General features: G+C 74.3%; 17 protein-coding genes. 8 read left to right on the top strand and 9 right to left on the bottom strand.

What is annotated here, in order from left to right; translation table 11 throughout:
• Window positions 1-18: 18 nt before the first annotated feature.
• From EV189_RS15640 to EV189_RS15630, 3 genes are all read left to right on the top strand, one after another.
• A complete protein-coding gene (locus EV189_RS15640; protein WP_130493924.1) occupies window positions 19-1635 on the top strand; it encodes an ABC-F family ATP-binding cassette domain-containing protein in 1617 nt (538 codons plus the stop codon).
• A 157-nt stretch (window positions 1636-1792) separates the two neighbouring features.
• On the top strand, window positions 1793-2005 hold the full coding sequence (locus EV189_RS15635) for a helix-turn-helix domain-containing protein (protein ID WP_130493923.1): 213 nt from the start codon (window positions 1793-1795) through the stop codon (window positions 2003-2005).
• Between the two features lie 168 nt (window positions 2006-2173).
• Window positions 2174-4036 (top strand): ABC transporter ATP-binding protein, encoded by a 1863-nt coding sequence (locus EV189_RS15630; RefSeq protein ID WP_130493922.1) that lies wholly within the window; start codon window positions 2174-2176, stop codon window positions 4034-4036.
• A 345-nt stretch (window positions 4037-4381) separates the two neighbouring features.
• Here EV189_RS15630 and EV189_RS15625 read toward each other — a convergent pair whose 3' ends face one another.
• Window positions 4382-5143: an SDR family oxidoreductase gene (locus EV189_RS15625; RefSeq protein ID WP_130493921.1), complete on the bottom strand. Its 762-nt coding sequence runs from the start codon at window positions 5141-5143 to the stop codon at window positions 4382-4384.
• A gap of 120 nt (window positions 5144-5263) precedes the next feature.
• Between EV189_RS15625 and EV189_RS21020 the strand changes: the two genes are divergently transcribed.
• On the top strand, window positions 5264-5398 hold the full coding sequence (locus tag EV189_RS21020) for a hypothetical protein (RefSeq protein ID WP_269204195.1): 135 nt from the start codon (window positions 5264-5266) through the stop codon (window positions 5396-5398).
• Here EV189_RS21020 and EV189_RS15620 read toward each other — a convergent pair.
• A complete protein-coding gene (locus EV189_RS15620; RefSeq protein ID WP_130493920.1) occupies window positions 5395-6192 on the bottom strand; it encodes an SURF1 family cytochrome oxidase biogenesis protein in 798 nt (265 codons plus the stop codon). The genes EV189_RS21020 and EV189_RS15620 overlap by 4 nt on opposite strands.
• A gap of 26 nt (window positions 6193-6218) precedes the next feature.
• On the opposite strand from EV189_RS15620, the gene moaA reads away from it, so the two are divergent.
• Window positions 6219-7208 carry a GTP 3',8-cyclase MoaA gene (moaA, locus tag EV189_RS15615; protein WP_130493919.1) on the top strand — a complete coding sequence of 330 codons (990 nt, stop codon included), beginning with the start codon at window positions 6219-6221 and terminating at the stop codon, window positions 7206-7208.
• Between the two features lie 33 nt (window positions 7209-7241).
• On the opposite strand, the gene EV189_RS15610 is transcribed toward moaA, so the two are convergent.
• Window positions 7242-7583 carry a DUF3099 domain-containing protein gene (locus tag EV189_RS15610; RefSeq protein ID WP_231116455.1) on the bottom strand — a complete coding sequence of 114 codons (342 nt, stop codon included), beginning with the start codon at window positions 7581-7583 and terminating at the stop codon, window positions 7242-7244.
• A gap of 188 nt (window positions 7584-7771) precedes the next feature.
• Here EV189_RS15610 and fabG point away from each other — a divergent pair, with 188 nt between their 5' ends.
• From fabG to EV189_RS15595, 3 genes are read left to right on the top strand one after another with little or no spacing between them, the layout of a single operon-like run.
• Window positions 7772-8473, top strand: a complete 702-nt coding sequence (fabG, locus tag EV189_RS15605) for a 3-oxoacyl-ACP reductase FabG (RefSeq protein ID WP_269204194.1) — start codon at window positions 7772-7774, stop codon at window positions 8471-8473.
• Between the two features lie 51 nt (window positions 8474-8524).
• A complete protein-coding gene (gene fabI, locus EV189_RS15600) occupies window positions 8525-9292 on the top strand; it encodes an enoyl-ACP reductase FabI (RefSeq protein WP_130493917.1) in 768 nt (255 codons plus the stop codon).
• A gap of 2 nt (window positions 9293-9294) precedes the next feature.
• Window positions 9295-9780: a SixA phosphatase family protein gene (locus tag EV189_RS15595; RefSeq protein ID WP_130493916.1), complete on the top strand. Its 486-nt coding sequence runs from the start codon at window positions 9295-9297 to the stop codon at window positions 9778-9780.
• A 3-nt stretch (window positions 9781-9783) separates the two neighbouring features.
• On the opposite strand, the gene EV189_RS15590 is transcribed toward EV189_RS15595, so the two are convergent.
• From EV189_RS15590 to glgC, 6 genes are all read right to left on the bottom strand, one after another.
• Complete coding sequence (locus EV189_RS15590; RefSeq protein WP_130493915.1) at window positions 9784-10437, bottom strand: PilZ domain-containing protein; 654 nt, start codon at window positions 10435-10437, stop codon at window positions 9784-9786.
• 76 nt (window positions 10438-10513) lie between these two features.
• The gene (gene serB / locus EV189_RS15585; protein ID WP_130493914.1) at window positions 10514-11707 is read right to left on the bottom strand and encodes a phosphoserine phosphatase SerB; all 1194 of its coding nucleotides are present in this window, start codon (window positions 11705-11707) and stop codon (window positions 10514-10516) included.
• A 31-nt stretch (window positions 11708-11738) separates the two neighbouring features.
• Window positions 11739-12245, bottom strand: a complete 507-nt coding sequence (locus tag EV189_RS15580; RefSeq protein ID WP_130493913.1) for a GAF domain-containing protein — start codon at window positions 12243-12245, stop codon at window positions 11739-11741.
• Window positions 12242-12547, bottom strand: a complete 306-nt coding sequence (locus EV189_RS15575) for a hypothetical protein (RefSeq protein ID WP_130493912.1) — start codon at window positions 12545-12547, stop codon at window positions 12242-12244. The genes EV189_RS15580 and EV189_RS15575 overlap by 4 nt, the downstream gene beginning before the upstream one ends.
• A gap of 137 nt (window positions 12548-12684) precedes the next feature.
• Window positions 12685-14298, bottom strand: coding sequence for a methyl-accepting chemotaxis protein (locus EV189_RS15570; protein WP_130493911.1), 1614 nt, complete (start codon window positions 14296-14298; stop codon window positions 12685-12687).
• Between the two features lie 110 nt (window positions 14299-14408).
• Window positions 14409-15656, bottom strand: coding sequence for a glucose-1-phosphate adenylyltransferase (gene glgC / locus EV189_RS15565; protein ID WP_130493910.1), 1248 nt, complete (start codon window positions 15654-15656; stop codon window positions 14409-14411).
• Window positions 15657-15702 lie beyond the last annotated feature (46 nt).

Raw genomic sequence — 15702 nt, 5'->3', positions numbered from 1 at the left:
CAACCGAGGGTCCGCCACGTGATCACCGCCACCGACATCGAGCTGCGCGCGGGCTCCCGCATCCTCATGGAGGGCGTGTCCTTCCGCGTCGCCGCCGGCGACCGCGTCGGGCTCGTCGGCCGCAACGGCGCCGGCAAGACGACGCTCACCAAGGTCCTCGCCGGTGAGGCGCTGCCCGCCGCGGGCACCGTGACCCGCAGCGGCGGGCTCGGCTACCTGCCGCAGGACCCGCGCACCGGCGACCTCGACGTGCTCGCCCGCGACCGGATCCTCTCCGCGCGCGGCCTCGACGAGGTCGTCCGCGGGCTGCGCGAGGCCGAGACCATGATGGCGAGCAGCGACACCGAGACCCACGAGAAGGGCATGCGGCGCTACGCCCGGCTCGACGCGGAGTTCACCGCGAAGGGCGGCTACGCCGCCGAGGCCGAGGCCGCGACCATCGCCTCGAGCCTCGGGCTCGCCGACCGGGTGCTCGGCCAGCAGCTGCACACCCTGTCCGGCGGCCAGCGCCGCCGCGTCGAGCTCGCCCGGATCCTCTTCGCCGGGACCGGGTCGGAGATGGCCGACACCACGCTGCTGCTCGACGAGCCGACCAACCACCTCGACGCCGACTCGATCGTCTGGCTGCGCGGCTTCCTCAGCTCGCACAAGGGCGGCCTCGTCGTCATCAGCCACGACGTCGGCCTGCTCGAGGCGTGCGTCAACCGCGTGCTGCACCTCGACGCCAACCGCGCGACGGTCGACACGTACAACGTCGGGTGGAAGGCGTACCTCGCCGCGCGCGAGGCGGACGAGCGGCGGCGCAAGCGCGAGCGCGCCAACGCCGAGAAGCAGGCCGGCGTGCTGCTGGCGCAGGCGGCGAAGATGGGCGCGAAGGCGACCAAGGCCAAGGCCGCGCAGGGCATGGCGCGACGGGCCGAGCGGCTGCTCGGCGGGCTCGAGGAGGTGCGCGCGTCCGACAAGGTCGCGAAGCTGCGCTTCCCCGAGCCCGCGCCCTGCGGGCGCACGCCGCTCATGGCCGAGGGGCTGTCGAAGTCCTACGGCAGCCTGGAGATCTTCACCGACGTCGACCTGGCGATCGACAAGGGCAGCCGCGTCGTCGTGCTCGGGCTCAACGGCGCGGGCAAGACCACCCTGCTGCGCCTGCTCTCCGGCGTGGAGACTCCCGACACCGGCGAGGTCCAGCCCGGGCACGGCCTGCGGCTGGGCTACTACGCGCAGGAGCACGAGACGCTCGACCCCGAGCGCACCGTGCTCGAGAACCTCCGCAGCTCCTCGCCCGACCTCCCCGAGCTCGAGGCGCGACGGGTGCTCGGGTCGTTCCTCTTCTCCGGCGAGGACGTCGACAAGCCCGCGGGCGTGCTCTCCGGCGGCGAGAAGACGCGGCTGGCCCTGGCGACGCTCGTCGTGTCCGGTGCCAACGTGCTCCTGCTCGACGAGCCGACCAACAACCTCGACCCGGCCTCCCGCGACGAGGTGCTCTCCGCGCTCGCCGGCTACAAGGGCGCGGTCGTTCTCGTCACCCACGACGAGGGTGCGGTAGAGGCGCTCGACCCCGAGCGCGTGCTGCTGCTCCCCGACGGCGTCGAGGACCTGTGGAACGCCTCCTACGCGGACCTGGTCTCGCTCGCGTAGTCGCTGCGCGGCGCGGCTACTGCCGCGTACGTGTTCGTCCCGGTTGCGCGTGTTCCGTCCCCTTCACGGGGTACAGGACCCTCGACGGCGCAGGGCTTCGCACGACTCCCACCGCCGTCCCCAGGACCCGGAGCACGCGGCGCGGAGGCGGACGGAAGTGAACGAGCTCAAGAAGGGCGCGAGGGTCACCGGAGACGACCGGAGCTCCCTCGCCAGCCAGCTGAAGGAGAAGTACGCGGAGGGCACCAGCATCCGCGACCTCGCGAGCGAGACCGGTCGCTCCTACGGCTTCGTCCACCGGATCCTCACGGAGTCCGGCGCGGAGCTGCGCGGGCGCGGCGGGGCGACCCGCACCAAGCGCGCGTCCTAGCGCCCTGTCGTCGTCCCCGTGTCGTAGCCCCCACCGTCGTCACCCTGCTCCGGCCGGGTGGCGTCAGCCCACGGCGAACCCGCGGGCCGGAGCGGAAGCCCCGGCCCGCGTACGGCGTTCGCCGTCAGGGGCGGGGGCTAGCCTTCCCCCTGACCGGCGGGAGGCGGGATGTCGCACCAGCAGTGGATGGCGCTGCGGTCCTACACGCGGGCGGACACCGTCAGCGGGCGCCGCGTCTCGCGGGAGAGCCTCCGGCGGATAGCCGAGTTCGGGCGGCCGTACCGCCGTGAGCTCGTGCTGTTCCTCGTGCTCGTGGTCGCCGACGCAGCGATCACGGTGGGCACGCCGCTGCTGCTCAAGACCGTCCTGGACGACGGCGTCGGGCACCACGACCGCTCGGTGGTCGTGTGGGGCGCGAGCGCCGTCGCGGCCCTGGCGCTCGTCGACGCCGTCGTGGGGCTCGCGCAGCGGTGGTACTCCGCACGCATCGGCGAGGGGCTGATCTACGACCTGCGCAGCCGGGTCTTCGACCACGTGCAGCGCATGCCGGTCGCCTTCTTCACCCGCACCCAGACCGGCTCGCTCGTCAGCCGGCTCAACAGCGACGTCATCGGGGCGCAGCAGGCGTTCACCTCGACGCTGTCGTCGGTGGTAAGCAACGCGGTGACGCTGCTGCTCGTGCTCGCGACGATGCTCTGGCTGTCGTGGCAGATCACCCTCGTCTCCCTGCTCGTGCTGCCGCTGTTCGTGCTGCCCGCGAAGTGGGTCGGCGGCAAGCTGCAGACGATCACGCGCGAGTCGATGACCCTCAACGCCGCGATGAGCCAGACGATGACGGAGCGCTTCAACGTCTCGGGCGCGCTGCTCGTCAAGATCTTCGGCCGCGCGGACCAGGAGACGGCGGAGTTCGACGCGAAGGCCGCGCGGGTCCGCGACATCGGCGTGGTGTCGGCGATGTACTCCCGCGTCTTCTTCACGGCACTGACCGTCATCGCCTCGCTCGCGACCGCGGTGGTCTACGGCATCGGCGGCATCCTCGTCATCGACGGCCGGCTCGGCATCGGCACGCTGGTGGCGCTCTCCGCGCTGCTGCTGCGGCTGTACGGCCCGCTCACCGCGCTGTCGAACGTCCACGTCGACGTCATGACCGCGCTGGTGAGCTTCGACCGCGTCTTCGAGGTCCTCGACCTCGCGCCGATGGTCGCCGACCGCCCGGGCGCGCTCGACCTGCCGGCCGACGCGCCGGCGAGCGTCGAGCTGGACGGGGTCTCCTTCCGCTACCCGAGGGCGGACGAGGTCTCGCTGGCCTCCCTCGAGTCCGTGGCGACCCTCGACGCGAGCCCGTCGGCCCAGGTGCTCAGCGACGTGTCCTTCACCGTCGAGCCCGGCCAGCTGGTGGCCCTCGTGGGTCCCTCCGGCGCGGGCAAGACCACCATCACGGCGCTCGTCGGCCGGCTCTACGACGCGACGTCAGGCGCGGTGCGCGTCGGCGGCCACGACGTCCGCGACCTCACCCAGGCCTCGCTGCGCGCGGCGCTCGGCGTCGTCACCCAGGACGCGCACATGTTCCACGACACGATCCGCGCCAACCTGCGCTACGCCGCGCCCGGGGCCACGGACGAGCAGCTGCACGAGGCGCTGCGCGCCGCGCAGATCGCCGACCTCGTCGACAGCCTGCCCGACGGGCTCGACACCGTGGTCGGCGACCGCGGCTACCGGCTCTCCGGCGGCGAGAAGCAGCGCTTGGCCATCGCCCGGCTGCTGCTCAAGGCCCCGCGCGTCGTCGTGCTCGACGAAGCGACCGCGCACCTCGACTCCGAGTCCGAGGCGGCCGTGCAGCGCGCCTTCGACACCGCGCTCGCCGGGCGGACGAGCATCGTCGTCGCCCACCGCCTCTCGACCGTCCGCGGCGCCGACCAGATCCTCGTGGTCGAGGGCGGCCGCATCGTCGAGCGCGGTACGCACGACGAGCTCCTCGCCCTCGGCGGGCTCTACGCCGAGCTGCACGCCACGCAGTTCGCGCCGGCCTGACGGCGGCGCCCGGGCCGCCTGGGAAGTTGATCAGGTCGCCTGATCAGCTTCTCGCCCGACCGTACGGAGTGGTGCCCAGCAGCACGGGATCTCGTCCTCAAGGCGACCACCTGGTGCGGTCGGCCGTGCGCGGGCAGCCGGACCGTGCCGGCGGGCAGCTCCGGCAGTGCCCGGGCACGGGCGACGGCACGGCGCGGCTCGGCCGTACGAAGTGGTGCCCGGCAGCACGAGATCCCGCCCGCACGGCGACCACCTGGTGCTGCTGAGCGCAACTCCGTGCTGCCGGAGCCCGAACTCGAGGGGCAACCTGATCAACTTCCCCGGCAGCCCGGGCGAGGAGGCCGCTCAGAACGAGCGGCTGAGCCCGCCGTCGACGGGGATCATCGCGCCGGTCACGTACGACGAGGCGGGGGAGAGGACGAAGGCGGCGACCTTGCCGAACTCCAGCGGGTCGCCGTAGCGGCCCAGCGGGACCTGGCGCTCCCACTCGCGCCGGCTGGTCACCGGGCGCCCGCCGGCGACCTCGAGCTCGCGGAGCCGGTCGGTGTCGATGCGCCCCGGCAGCAGGCCGTTGACCCGGATGCTGCGCGGGCCGAGCTCGTCGGCCAGGCTCTTCGTCGTCATCGCGAGGGCCGGGCGCAGCGCGTTGGAGATCGCGAGCCCCTCGATCGGCGAGCGGACTGACGTGGACAGCACGAGCGCGATCGAGCCGCCCGGCGTGATCTCCGTCGCCAGGGCGCGCACCACGTGCAGCGGGCCGAGGAACACGCTCTCGAAGCCCGCACGCCACTGCTCGTCGCTCAGCGCCAGGGCCGCGCCGGGCTCCGGGCCGCCCACGCTGATGAGGGCGCCGTCGACGTGGCCGTAGCGCGCGGCTGCCGCCGCCACCAGCCGGGTCGGCGTGCCGGGCTCGGCGATGTCGCCGGCGACGGCGAGGGCGTGGTCGGGCCCGCCGAGGGTGTCGGCCGCCGCGCGCAGCGTGGTCTCGTCGCGGCTGCACAGCGCGACCTGCGCCCCCTCGGCGACGAGGGCGCGCGCCGTGGCGTAGCCGAGGCCCCGGCTGCCGCCGGTGACGACGTAGACGCGCCCCGCCAGACCGAGATCCACACGATCATCCTCGCACGCCGCGCCCTCCCCCCGCCGCGATCCCCTGCGCGTTGCCCGATCGTCACGCGCCCGCTGCCGCACGGCCCTCCGGTCGCCGCCGGCGCTGCCGATGCTCCTGGCATGAGCGCTCTGCTGCGTACGCCCGCCCGCCGGCGCGTCGCCCGGACCCTGGCCATCGCCGCCGTGAGCGCGGCCGTCGGCCTCGTCGGCTCGCAGGTGGGGCCGGTGTTCGACGAGGGGATCCCGCGCGGCTAGCTGCTCTGCGGCTCGCGGGCCGGCTCGGTCGCCGGCGGTGCCCCCGCGGCGCCCGCCTCCTCCTCGGCCTGCTCGCGGCGCAGCAGCACGACCCAGCCGGCGACGGCGATGAGGATGAAGGCGTACCACTGCACGGCGTAGGCCAGGTTGAGCCCGACGTCCTGGTGCGGCAGGTCGTCGGTGTAGAGCGGCGTGCCCGCCGAGGGCTGCTCGGCGACCAGCTGGACGTAGCCGTCGAGCACCGGCCCGAGCCCCGTCGCGGCCGCGATCCCGTCGGGGACGAGGTGCCCGACGGTCGTCGCGCCGCCGATGCGGTCCAGGCCGAGCGAGGCGCTCGAGGGCCGGCGCAGCAGCCCGCGCACGGTGACGGTCCCCGAGGGCGCGGCGGGCACGCTCGGGAGCGCCAGCGCGCCGCCGGTCTGCGGCGCGGGGACGAAGCCGCGGTCGACGAGCAGCGCGGGCTGCCCCGGGGTGACCAGCGGCACGATGACCGTGTAGCCGCGGTTGCCGTCGTAGGTGTCGTTGCGCCGCAGCACGGTCCGCGCCGTGTCGTACGTCCCGGTGCGCTCGACCTGGCGCCACTCGACCCGCTTCGGTGGGCGGACGCCCGGCTGCAGGAGGGTCCCGACGTCGACCGGGGCCGCGTGGGAGCGGGCCGCGACCGCGTCGTTGAACGCCCACTTCGCCTGGGCGCGGTGCCACTGCCAGAGCCCCAGCCGCGCGAAGAGCAGGCTCACCAGCACCACCGTCAGGCTCAGGCCGATCCAGCGGGGCTGGCGCAGGGTACGCAGCACCCTGGAACGTTACCTAGGCTGGGGGAGTGCTCACCGACCGGTACGGCCGCGTCGCCGCCTCCCTGCGGCTGTCGCTGACCGACCGGTGCAACCTGCGGTGCTCGTACTGCATGCCGGAGGAGGGGCTCGCCTGGCTGCAGCGCGAGGAGGTCCTCACCGACGACGAGGTCGTCCGCCTGGTGCGGGTCGCGGTCGGACTGGGGATGCGCGACGTCCGGCTGACCGGCGGGGAGCCGCTGCTGCGCCGCGGTCTCGTCGGGCTCGTCGAGCGGCTCGCGGCGCTGCCCGACCGGCCCTCCCTCGCGCTGACGACCAACGGCGTCGGGCTCGCCCGGCTGGCCGGCCCGCTCGCGGCCGCCGGGCTCGACCGGGTCAACGTCTCGCTGGACACGCTGCGCCGCGACGTCTTCGCCACGGTGACCCGGCGCGACCGGCTCGACGACGTGCTCGCCGGGCTGGCCGCCGCGCGCGACGCGGGCCTCGGGCCGGTGAAGGTCAACAGCGTGCTGGTGCGCGGGGTCAACGACGACGAGGCCGTGCCGCTCGTCGAGTGGGCGCTGCACGAGGGCTACGAGCTGCGCATCATCGAGCAGATGCCGCTCGACGCGCAGGGCGCCTGGGAGCGCGAGCGCATGGTCACCGCGGAGGAGGTCCTCGACCGGCTCAGCCGCGCCTTCGTCCTGCTCGAGGACGCCCACCGCGGCAGCTCGCCCGCGGAGCGCTGGTGGGTGCTGCGCGACGGCGTGAAGCTCGGCCGCGTCGGCGTCATCGCCTCGGTCACGCGCCCCTTCTGCGGTGCCTGCGACCGGATGCGCATCACGGCCGACGGCCAGGTGCGCAACTGCCTGTTCGCCCGCGGCGAGACCGACCTGCGCGGCCTGCTGCGCGGCGGGGGGAGCGACGACGACATCGCCGAGGTGCTGCGCGGCTCCGTCGCGGCGAAGCTCCCGGGCCACGGGATCGACGAGCCGGGGTTCCTCCAGCCGTCGCGGCCGATGTCCGCGATCGGCGGCTGACCTGCCCCGGGGACCTCGAGGAGCGCCGCGCGCCTAGCGCTGGGCGGCGTGGTCCGCCTGCGGCGGCAGCTGCGCCGACGGCGGGGCGGGCAGCGCCCGCCGCTCCGGCATCGCGACCGGAGGCAGCGTGCGGTTCGGCTCACGGCCGGCGTTCGCGATGACCACCGCGATGTAGGGCAGCACGATCGCGCCGACGACGAACGTCCAGCGGACCCAGCCCGTCGTGACGATCGCGCTCACGAAGCAGATCGTGCGCAGCGCCATGCCGAAGGTGTAGCGGCGGCGGCGGGCCGCGATGTCCTCCGCGCGGCTGCGCGCCAGCCCGGTGATCTCGTAGGCCTGGCGGCTGTCGGGGCGGAACTGGGCGGCTGGCACGCTCCAACGGTACGCCGGGGCGGGTCGACCGGCACGCCGGGACGACCCGGCGCAGGACCGCCCGCAGCGGCCGAGGCGATAGGGTCCGGCGGGCTGCGTACGCGGCCGAGCGCGGGAGCGGAGGGCGTCCCGGCACGACGGCAGGAAGGCAGTGGTCGCGAGTGGAGGCAGCGTCGGCTGGGCGCTCGGTGCTCGTCACGGGCGGCAACCGCGGCATCGGGCTCGCCGTGGTCCGCGCGTTCGTCGCGGCGGGGGACCGGGTCACCGCGACGTACCGCAGCGGCGAGCCGCCGGAGGGCGTCGAGGGCGTCCACTGGGTCCGCGCCGACGTCACGGACACCGCCAGCGTCGACGCGGCGTTCGCTGCCGCCGAGCAGGCCCACGGTCCGGTGGAGGTCGCCGTCGCCAACGCGGGCGTCACCAAGGACCAGCTCGTCATGCGCATGCCGGACGAGGACTTCACCTCCGTCCTCGACACGAACCTCGCCGGCGCCTTCCGCGTCGCGCGCCGCGCGGCCAACGGCATGCTCCGCCTCCGCCGCGGGCGCATCGTGCTCGTCGGGTCGGTCGTCGCGCTGAGCGGCAGTGCGGGGCAGGTCAACTACGCGGCGTCGAAGGCCGGGCTCGTCGGGCTCGCCCGCTCGCTCGCCCGCGAGGTCGGCTCGCGCGGCATCACGGTCAACGTCGTGGCCCCCGGCTTCGTCGAGACCGACATGACCGCGGTGCTCTCCGAGGACCGCCGCAAGGAGATCCTCGGCTCGGTGCCGCTCAAGCGCCTCGCCTCCCCCGAGGAGGTCGCCGGCGTCGTCGAGTTCCTCGCGTCGCCCGCCGCGGCGTACGTCACGGGCAGCGTGCTCCCCGTCGACGGCGGCCTCGGGATGGGTCACTAGCCGCTACCGCGGCAGACAGCACACCAGCAGCACTACCAAGGAGTTCTCCCCATGGGCATCCTCGAAGGCAAGCGCCTGCTCGTCACCGGCGTCCTCGTCGAGAGCTCGATCGCGTTCTCGGTGGCGAAGATCGCGCAGCAGGAGGGCGCCGAGGTCGTGCTCTCGTCGTTCGGCAAGGCCCTGCGGCTGACCGCGGCCATCGCCAAGCGGCTCCCGTCCGAGGCTCCCGTCATCGAGCTCGACGTGACGAACGCCGAGCACCTCGACGGGCTCGCGGAGACGCTGCGCCAGCACGTCGACGGGCTCGACGGCGTCGTCCACGCCATCGGGTACGCGCCGCAGGCCGCCCTCGGCGGCAACTTCCTCAACACCGCGTGGGACGACGTGGCGACCGCGCTGCACACCAGCGCGTACTCGCTGAAGTCGCTGACGATGGCGGCGGCGCCGCTGTTCGGCGAGCGCGCGAGCGTCGTGGGCCTCGACTTCGACGCCACCGTCGCCTGGCCGCAGTACGACTGGATGGGCGTCGCGAAGGCCGCCTTCGAGTCGACTGCGCGCTACCTCGCCCGCGACCTCGGGCCCCGCGGCGTCCGGGTGAACCTCGTGAGTGCCGGTCCGCTCGGGACCACGGCGGCGAAGCACATCCCGGGCTTCGACCAGCTCACGGACGTGTGGGACAAGAGGGCGCCGCTCGGCTGGGACGTCACCGACATGGAGCCCGCGGCGCGCGCCGTGGTCGCCCTGCTCTCCGACTGGTTCCCGCGCACGACCGGCGAGATCGTCCACGTCGACGGCGGCGTGCACGCGATCGGCGCCTAGCCGTGCCGACCCTCGTCGTCGTGCGGCACGCCAAGGCCGACCGGCCGGGGGGTGTCGACGACCTCGACCGTCCGCTGCTGCGCCGGGGACGGGCCGACGCGCAGGCGGCGGGGGAGTGGGTCGCGGGATCGACCGGCGCCCCCGGGCTGGTCGTGACCAGCCCGGCGCTGCGGACCCGCGAGACCGTCGAGGGGCTGCAGCGCGGCTGGGGCGCCGAGGTCTCCGTCGTCGTGGAGGAGCGCATCTACGAGGCGTCGCTCGGTGACCTGCTGCGCGTCGTGCGCGGACTCGACGACGACGAGGGCACGATCGCGCTGGTGGGGCACGACCCCGGCCTCAGCCTGCTCGTCGCGGAGCTGACCGGCAGCCGGGTCGAGCTGCCGACGTGCGGCGTCGCGGTCATCGAGGTGCCGAGCGCGTGGGCGGACACCCCGTCCTCCGCCTGCCGGCTGGTGGCGAGCGCCGTCCCGCGCGGGGAGCAGGACTAGCCGCTAGGGCAGCGTCGCGTAGACGTAGCGCTCGATCTGCTCGACCACGGTCGAGGGCACCTCGTCGAAGCGGATGACGAGCTGACCGCCCGGCCGCACCGCGTGGACGTGGCCCATCATGTGCGGGCGGTTCTGTTGGTCGAGGTGGATGACGATGTCCGTCGGCTCGCCCGCGACGACGTGGGGCAGCGGCTCGTCCCCGGACTCCAGCGCGATGCGGCAGCCGCCGGCGGACAGGTCGAGCGTGCGCCCCGTGACCCGGTTGCTGGCGCCGCCGAGCGTGAGGTCGACGTCGACGTGGGCCGCGGCGCGGACGTTGCGCCGGCGCGGCTCGCGGACGGCGACGCGGCCGTCGAGCGTCACCGTCGTCTCCCCGTCGCCGTGCGCGACGGCCGAGAGCACGAGGATGTCCCCGCCGGGCGCGTTGACGGTGGCCCAGACCGGCACCTCGGGCGAGCGCGCGCGGGAGGGGGCGATGTCGACGCCCAGCCCGACCCGGTCGTCGACCTCGGAGCCCTCCGGGGCCTCCCACCAGAGCAGGACGCCGGTCAGCAGCCGCGCGTCGAGCGCGGGCACCAGCGTGACGGCGCTGCCGGGAGGCGGCGCAGCGGACAGCCGCCCCTCCGCCGCAGAGCTCGCTGGACCGGAACCCGTCATCGCGTCCCCCGTGGTGCCGTCGTGCGTGGGCAGCCTTGCTGTGCGTCACGAGATCATTGCCCCTCGTGGCGACCGATCATGCCAGGAACGGGTCCGCCGCGTCAGCCTCCTCGACCTCGTCACGCGGGATCCCCAGCAGGTAGAGCACCGCATCGAGGTACGGCACGGTGACCGCGGCGTCCGCCGCTGCGCGCACGACCGGCTTGGCGTTGAACGCGACGCCGAGCCCGGCACGCGCCAGCATGTCGAGGTCGTTGGCTCCGTCGCCGATGGCGACCGTCTGCGCGAGCGGCACTCCCGCGTCGGCGGCGAAGCGCTCCAGCGCCTCCGCCTTGCCCGCCCGGTCGACGACCCGCCCGGTGATCCGGCCGGTGAGCCGGCCCCCGACGACCTCGAGGGTGTTCGCGGCGGCGTAGTCGATGCCGAGGTCCGCGGCGAGCGGACCGACGACCTGGGTGAACCCGCCGCTGACGACCGCGACGCGCGTGTCGAGCCGTTTGAGGGTGCGGACGAGCGTGCGCGCGCCGGGCGTCAGCTCGACGTCGGCGCGCACCTGCTCGAACACCGTCGCGGGCAGGCCGGCGAGCAGCGACACCCGCTGGTGCAGCGACGCGGCGAAGTCGAGCTCGCCGCGCATCGCGGCCGCGGTCACGGCGGCGACCTCGTCCTCGACGCCAGCGTGCGCGGCGAGCATCTCGATGACCTCGCCCTGGATGAGCGTCGAGTCGACGTCCATGACGACGAGGCGCTTGCCCCGGCGGTGCAGCCCCGCCCGCTGGACCGCGACGTCCACCTGCTGCTGGGCCGCCTCGCGCGCGAGCGCGGCCCGCAGGCCGTGGCTCTCGGCGCCCGAGACCTCGAGCTCCACCGCTGTCACGGGGTAGCGGGCGATCCGGACGATCCGGTCGATGTTGGCCCCGGCGTCGGCGATCCGGCCGGTGATGGCGCCGAGGGCCGCCGGGCGCAGCGGGAACCCCAGCACGGTGACGTGGCTGCGCAGCGGGCGCTGCTCCGGCTCGCCGCGCCCGGCGCTGACCTCGAGCTCCAGCTCCAGCTCGGCCGCCACCCCTGCCGCGGCCTCGGCGAGCGCGTCGGCCGCCCGCCCCTTCGCCTCCAGCAGCACCCCGAGCACGAGCCGGCCGCGCACGACCACCTGCTCGACGTCGAGCACGACCGCGTCGACCGCGCCGAGGGCGGCGAACAGGCGCGACGTGACGCCCGGGCGGTCGTGCCCGGTCAGGGTGAGCAGGAGGGTACGCGGCGCTGGCACGCGCCGCAGCGTAGCCGTCGAGCCGGCGGCGTCAGGCCACGCGGTGCGCCTCGAGCAGCGCCAGCGCCTCGGCCGCGGCCGCCTCGAGCCGGGCGAGCTCCGCCACCGAGAAGGCGTGCGGCTGCACGTCGACGACGCAGGCGTTGCCGAGCACGTGGCCGGCCCCGGTCACGAGCGGCACCCCCGCGTACGCCGCCACGCCGTCGACCCGCACGAGCGGGTTGTCCCGCTGCTCGGGGTCGGCGGACATGTCGTCGACGACGTACGGCCGGCCGTTGCCGACGGAGTGCGCGCAGAACGACCACTCGACCGGCGTGCCGCCGACGGCGCTCACCCACGTGCCGTCGATGCCGCGCTGGCCGAGGTTCATCTGGGCGCTGTCGAGCACGAGCGTCACGAGGCTGATCGGCACCTCGAGGTCGGCGGCGACGCGGGCGCACAGGGCGTCGAGGTCCGAGCGCAGCTCGGGGGAGTCGAGGTCGTACCCCGCGAGGGCGACGAGCCGCTCCGGCGAGGTCAGGGCGTCGTGGTCGATCATGCGGTGCTCCTCACGAGGGCCTGGGCGTGTGCCAGGTGGTCGTAGCTGTTGAGGCGGATGCGCAGGGCGCGCGCGCAGAGGGCGCCGACGGGGCTGCGCTCCTCGAGCGCGCGGAGGGCGCGCTCGAGGCTGTCGCGGTCGGTCTCGGCGCCGCTGAGGCCCGCGCGGGCGAGGACCCCGGTCCAGGCGGCCTCGCCGTCCGGGTCGACGCGGCACACGGACTCGCGCACGTCGTCGAGGTCGGGCAGGACCAGGCCGTACGGGCCGGTGGCGGTCAGGACTGGCGTAGCGGTGCTGGGCATGGAGTCTCCCGGGCGGCGGTGACGGGTGGCGCTGGAGGAGTGTCGGCGCCGGTCGGCGCCGCTCCGCTCCCCCGAGCGGTGGGGCCGGACGTCCCGGGCCCTGCTTGCCGGGACGCCCGTCGTGCGCGTGGTACGGGTCAGTAGGTGAAGGACTGGACGAGCTCGTTCACCGTGCTCGCGAGCCCGGAGAGCTCGACGGCCGCGCTGCGCGTGGCGCCCGCGGTGCTCGCGGTGGCCGTCGTGACCTCGGAGACGGCGCCGAAGGTCGCTGCGGCGCGCCCGCTGCTCGCGGCGGCGTCGGTGATGGAGCGGGTCATCTCCGCGGTGGTCGCGGCCTGCTCCTCGACGGCGGCGGCGATGGTCGTGCCGGACTCCGAGATCTCGGCGATGGCGGTCTCGATGCGCGTCACGGCCTCGGCCGCTCCGGTGGCGCTGGCCTGCAGGGCGCTGATGCGGCGGGTGATGTCCTCGGTGGCGCGCCCGGTCTCGCTGGCGAGCTCTTTGACCTCGTTCGCGACGACGGCGAACCCCTTGCCGGCCTCGCCGGCGCGTGCCGCCTCGATGGTGGCGTTGAGGGCGAGCAGGTTGGTCTGCTCCGCGATCGACGTGATCAGCTTGACGACGGTGCCGATGCGCGCGCTGGCGTCGGCGAGCTCGAGGATCTGCGCGCTGGCGTCGGCTGCGACGGTGCGGGCGTCGGCGGCGGCCTGCGCGGCGCGGCCGGCCGTCGAGGCGATCTCCCGGATGGAGCCGGACATCTGCTCGGCGCCGACCATGACCGACTGCACGGAGGAGTTGACCGCGCCGGCTCCGCCGGCGGCCTCCTCGGCCTTGCGCGACGCCTCCAGGGCGCCGTCGTTCAGCTCGCCGGAGACGCCGGAGAGCTCGCTGGCGGCCCCGGCCAGCGAGGTGGCCGTACCGGCCATCGTCGCGACGGTGCGGCGCAGGCCGTCGACCGCGCGGTCGAGCGCCTGGCCCATGCGGCCGAGCTCGTCCCCGGTGCTCGCGCCGACCGTGCGGGTCAGGTCGAGCTCGGCGAGAGCGGCTGCGACGGCGGACACCCGGGCCAGCGAGCGCTTGACCGACGTCGCGATCGCGACGGCGACGGCGCCGGCGAGCAGCGTGCCGAGCAGCAGCCCGAGCAGGACCACGGTCCGGCTCGAGCGGTAGTCCGCGGCGGTCGCGTCGCGCAGGCCCTTCGCCTGGTCGTTCTCGGCCGCGGTCATGGCCGACGTGATCTGCTCGGCCCTGGTGGTCAGCGGCTTGGTCTGCGTGTCGCGCGTCTGCGCGACCGTGGCGAGGTCGCGGCGGTCGGACGCCGGCAGCATGGTGCTGCTCACGACCTGCTGGTACTGCGCCCACACGGAGCGCAGCTCGTCGGCGGGGGCCTTGTCGCCACCGGAGGCGACGTACGCGTCGAGGTCCTTGGCGAAGGCCGCTTCGTCGGCAGCGACCGCCGTCCGGTACTTCGCGCGGTCGTCCGCGCTGTCCGAGACGGCGTGGTTCAGCACGTCGCGGCGGGTCGTCTGCATGTCGACGACGACCTTGTCGATCGCCTCGACGTGCTGGAGCCCGTCGGAGTAGAGCGCCGCGGTGCCCTTCTCCATGGCGTCCATGCGGACCACCGCGAGGACGCCGACGGCCAGCGCCACCGCCGCCATCGTGGCGACGGCCGCGAGGACCTTCGTCAGCAGCCCCCGGTCCCCGAACGCCCTGTCCAGGACGCTGCGCCCTGCTGATCCGCCTGCCATCTGCGACCCACCCCCGTGGATCCGGCCCAGGAACGGCCGGGTACGGCCTCCTCGTCGGCCGGGCGGACGGCCGGATGAGCGGGGGTGCGCCGGATCACCCGGACGCCGGGCTAGCCCGCGGTCACCCGCTGGCCCTTGCCCACGACGACGATCCCGCCCTCCGACACGGTGTAGCCGCGCGCCCGGTCGTGGGCGAGGTCGATCCCGATCTGCGCGCCGGACTCCACGACGACGCCCTTGTCGAGCACCGCGCGCTGCACGCGGGCGCCCGGCTCGACGACGACGCGGTCCATGAGCACCGAGGCCGAGACGAACGAGCCCTGGAGCACGGAGGTGCGCGGGAACACGACGGAGTCCTCGACGAACGAGCCGGAGATGATGGCGCCGGGGGAGACCATCGAGCCGCGCGCCTGGCCCTCGGTGCCGTCGGCCCCGCGGACGAACTTCGCGGCCGGCATGGGGTCGTAGGCGGTGTAGATGGGCCAGTCGTAGTTGTACATGTTGAAGACCGGGTGGACCGAGATGAGGTCCATGTTGGCCTCGTAGAACGAGTCGAGGGTCCCGACGTCGCGCCAGTAGGCGTGGTCGCGCTCGGTGGAGCCCGGGACGACGTTCTGGGTGAAGTCGTAGACCTGCGCGTCGCCCTTCTCCACGAACATCGGCACGAGGTTGCCGCCCACGTCGTGCTTGCTCTCGGGGTTCATCGCGTCGCGGGTCACCGCGTCGACGAGCGCCCGCGTCGTGAAGATGTAGTTGCCCATCGAGGCGTAGATCTGGTCGGGCGCGTCCGCGAGGCCGACGGCGTCCTTGGGCTTCTCGCGGAACCGGCTGATGAGCCGCCCCGCGTCGGGGCCCTCGGTCGCGGTGTCGATGACGCCGAACTGGTCGGCCTCGCGCAGCGGCTGGCGCACCGCGGCGACCGTGAGGCCGGCGCCGGACTCGATGTGCTGCTGGAGCATCTGCCGCGGGTCCATGCGGTAGATGTGGTCGGCGCCGAACACGATGATGTACTTCGGGCGCTCGTCGTCGATGAGGTTGAGGTTCTGGTAGATCGCGTCGGCGGAGCCCGCGAACCACCGCGGCCCCAGGCGCTGCTGCGCCGGCACCGGCGTCACGTAGTTGCCCAGCAGGTTGGACATGCGCCACGTCTTGGTGATGTGGCGGTCCAGGCTGTGCGACTTGTACTGCGTCAGCACGACGATCTTGAGGAAGCCGCCGTTGACGAGGTTCGAGAGGACGAAGTCGATGAGCCGGTAGTTCCCGCCGAACGGCACGGCGGGCTTGGCCCGGTCAGCGGTCAGCGGCATGAGCCGCTTGCCCTCTCCGCCGGCCAGGACGATCGCGAGGACGTCAGCCATGTGCGCACCGTACCCGTACGGCCACGGTGTTCAAGCCCCGCGGGTA

Source organism: Motilibacter rhizosphaerae (assembly GCF_004216915.1).
Taxonomy (GTDB): Bacteria; Actinomycetota; Actinomycetes; order Motilibacterales; family Motilibacteraceae; genus Motilibacter; species Motilibacter rhizosphaerae.
The sequence above is the reverse complement of the archived record's forward strand: the minus strand, read 5'-3'. Positions and strand labels throughout refer to the sequence as shown.

Excerpts from the sequence above, each read along its gene's own strand:
- EV189_RS15575 (WP_130493912.1), bottom strand. The coding sequence starts at position 12,547 with ATGCCCAGCACCGCTACGCCAGTCCTGACCGCCACCGGCCCGTACGGC.
- EV189_RS15570 (WP_130493911.1), bottom strand. The coding sequence starts at position 14,298 with ATGGCAGGCGGATCAGCAGGGCGCAGCGTCCTGGACAGGGCGTTCGGG.
- EV189_RS15630 (WP_130493922.1), top strand. The coding sequence starts at position 2,174 with ATGTCGCACCAGCAGTGGATGGCGCTGCGGTCCTACACGCGGGCGGAC.
- fabI (WP_130493917.1), top strand. The coding sequence starts at position 8,525 with ATGGGCATCCTCGAAGGCAAGCGCCTGCTCGTCACCGGCGTCCTCGTC.
- glgC (WP_130493910.1), bottom strand. The coding sequence starts at position 15,656 with ATGGCTGACGTCCTCGCGATCGTCCTGGCCGGCGGAGAGGGCAAGCGG.
- EV189_RS15590 (WP_130493915.1), bottom strand. The coding sequence starts at position 10,437 with ATGACGGGTTCCGGTCCAGCGAGCTCTGCGGCGGAGGGGCGGCTGTCC.
- EV189_RS15580 (WP_130493913.1), bottom strand. The coding sequence starts at position 12,245 with ATGATCGACCACGACGCCCTGACCTCGCCGGAGCGGCTCGTCGCCCTC.
- EV189_RS21020 (WP_269204195.1), top strand. The coding sequence starts at position 5,264 with ATGAGCGCTCTGCTGCGTACGCCCGCCCGCCGGCGCGTCGCCCGGACC.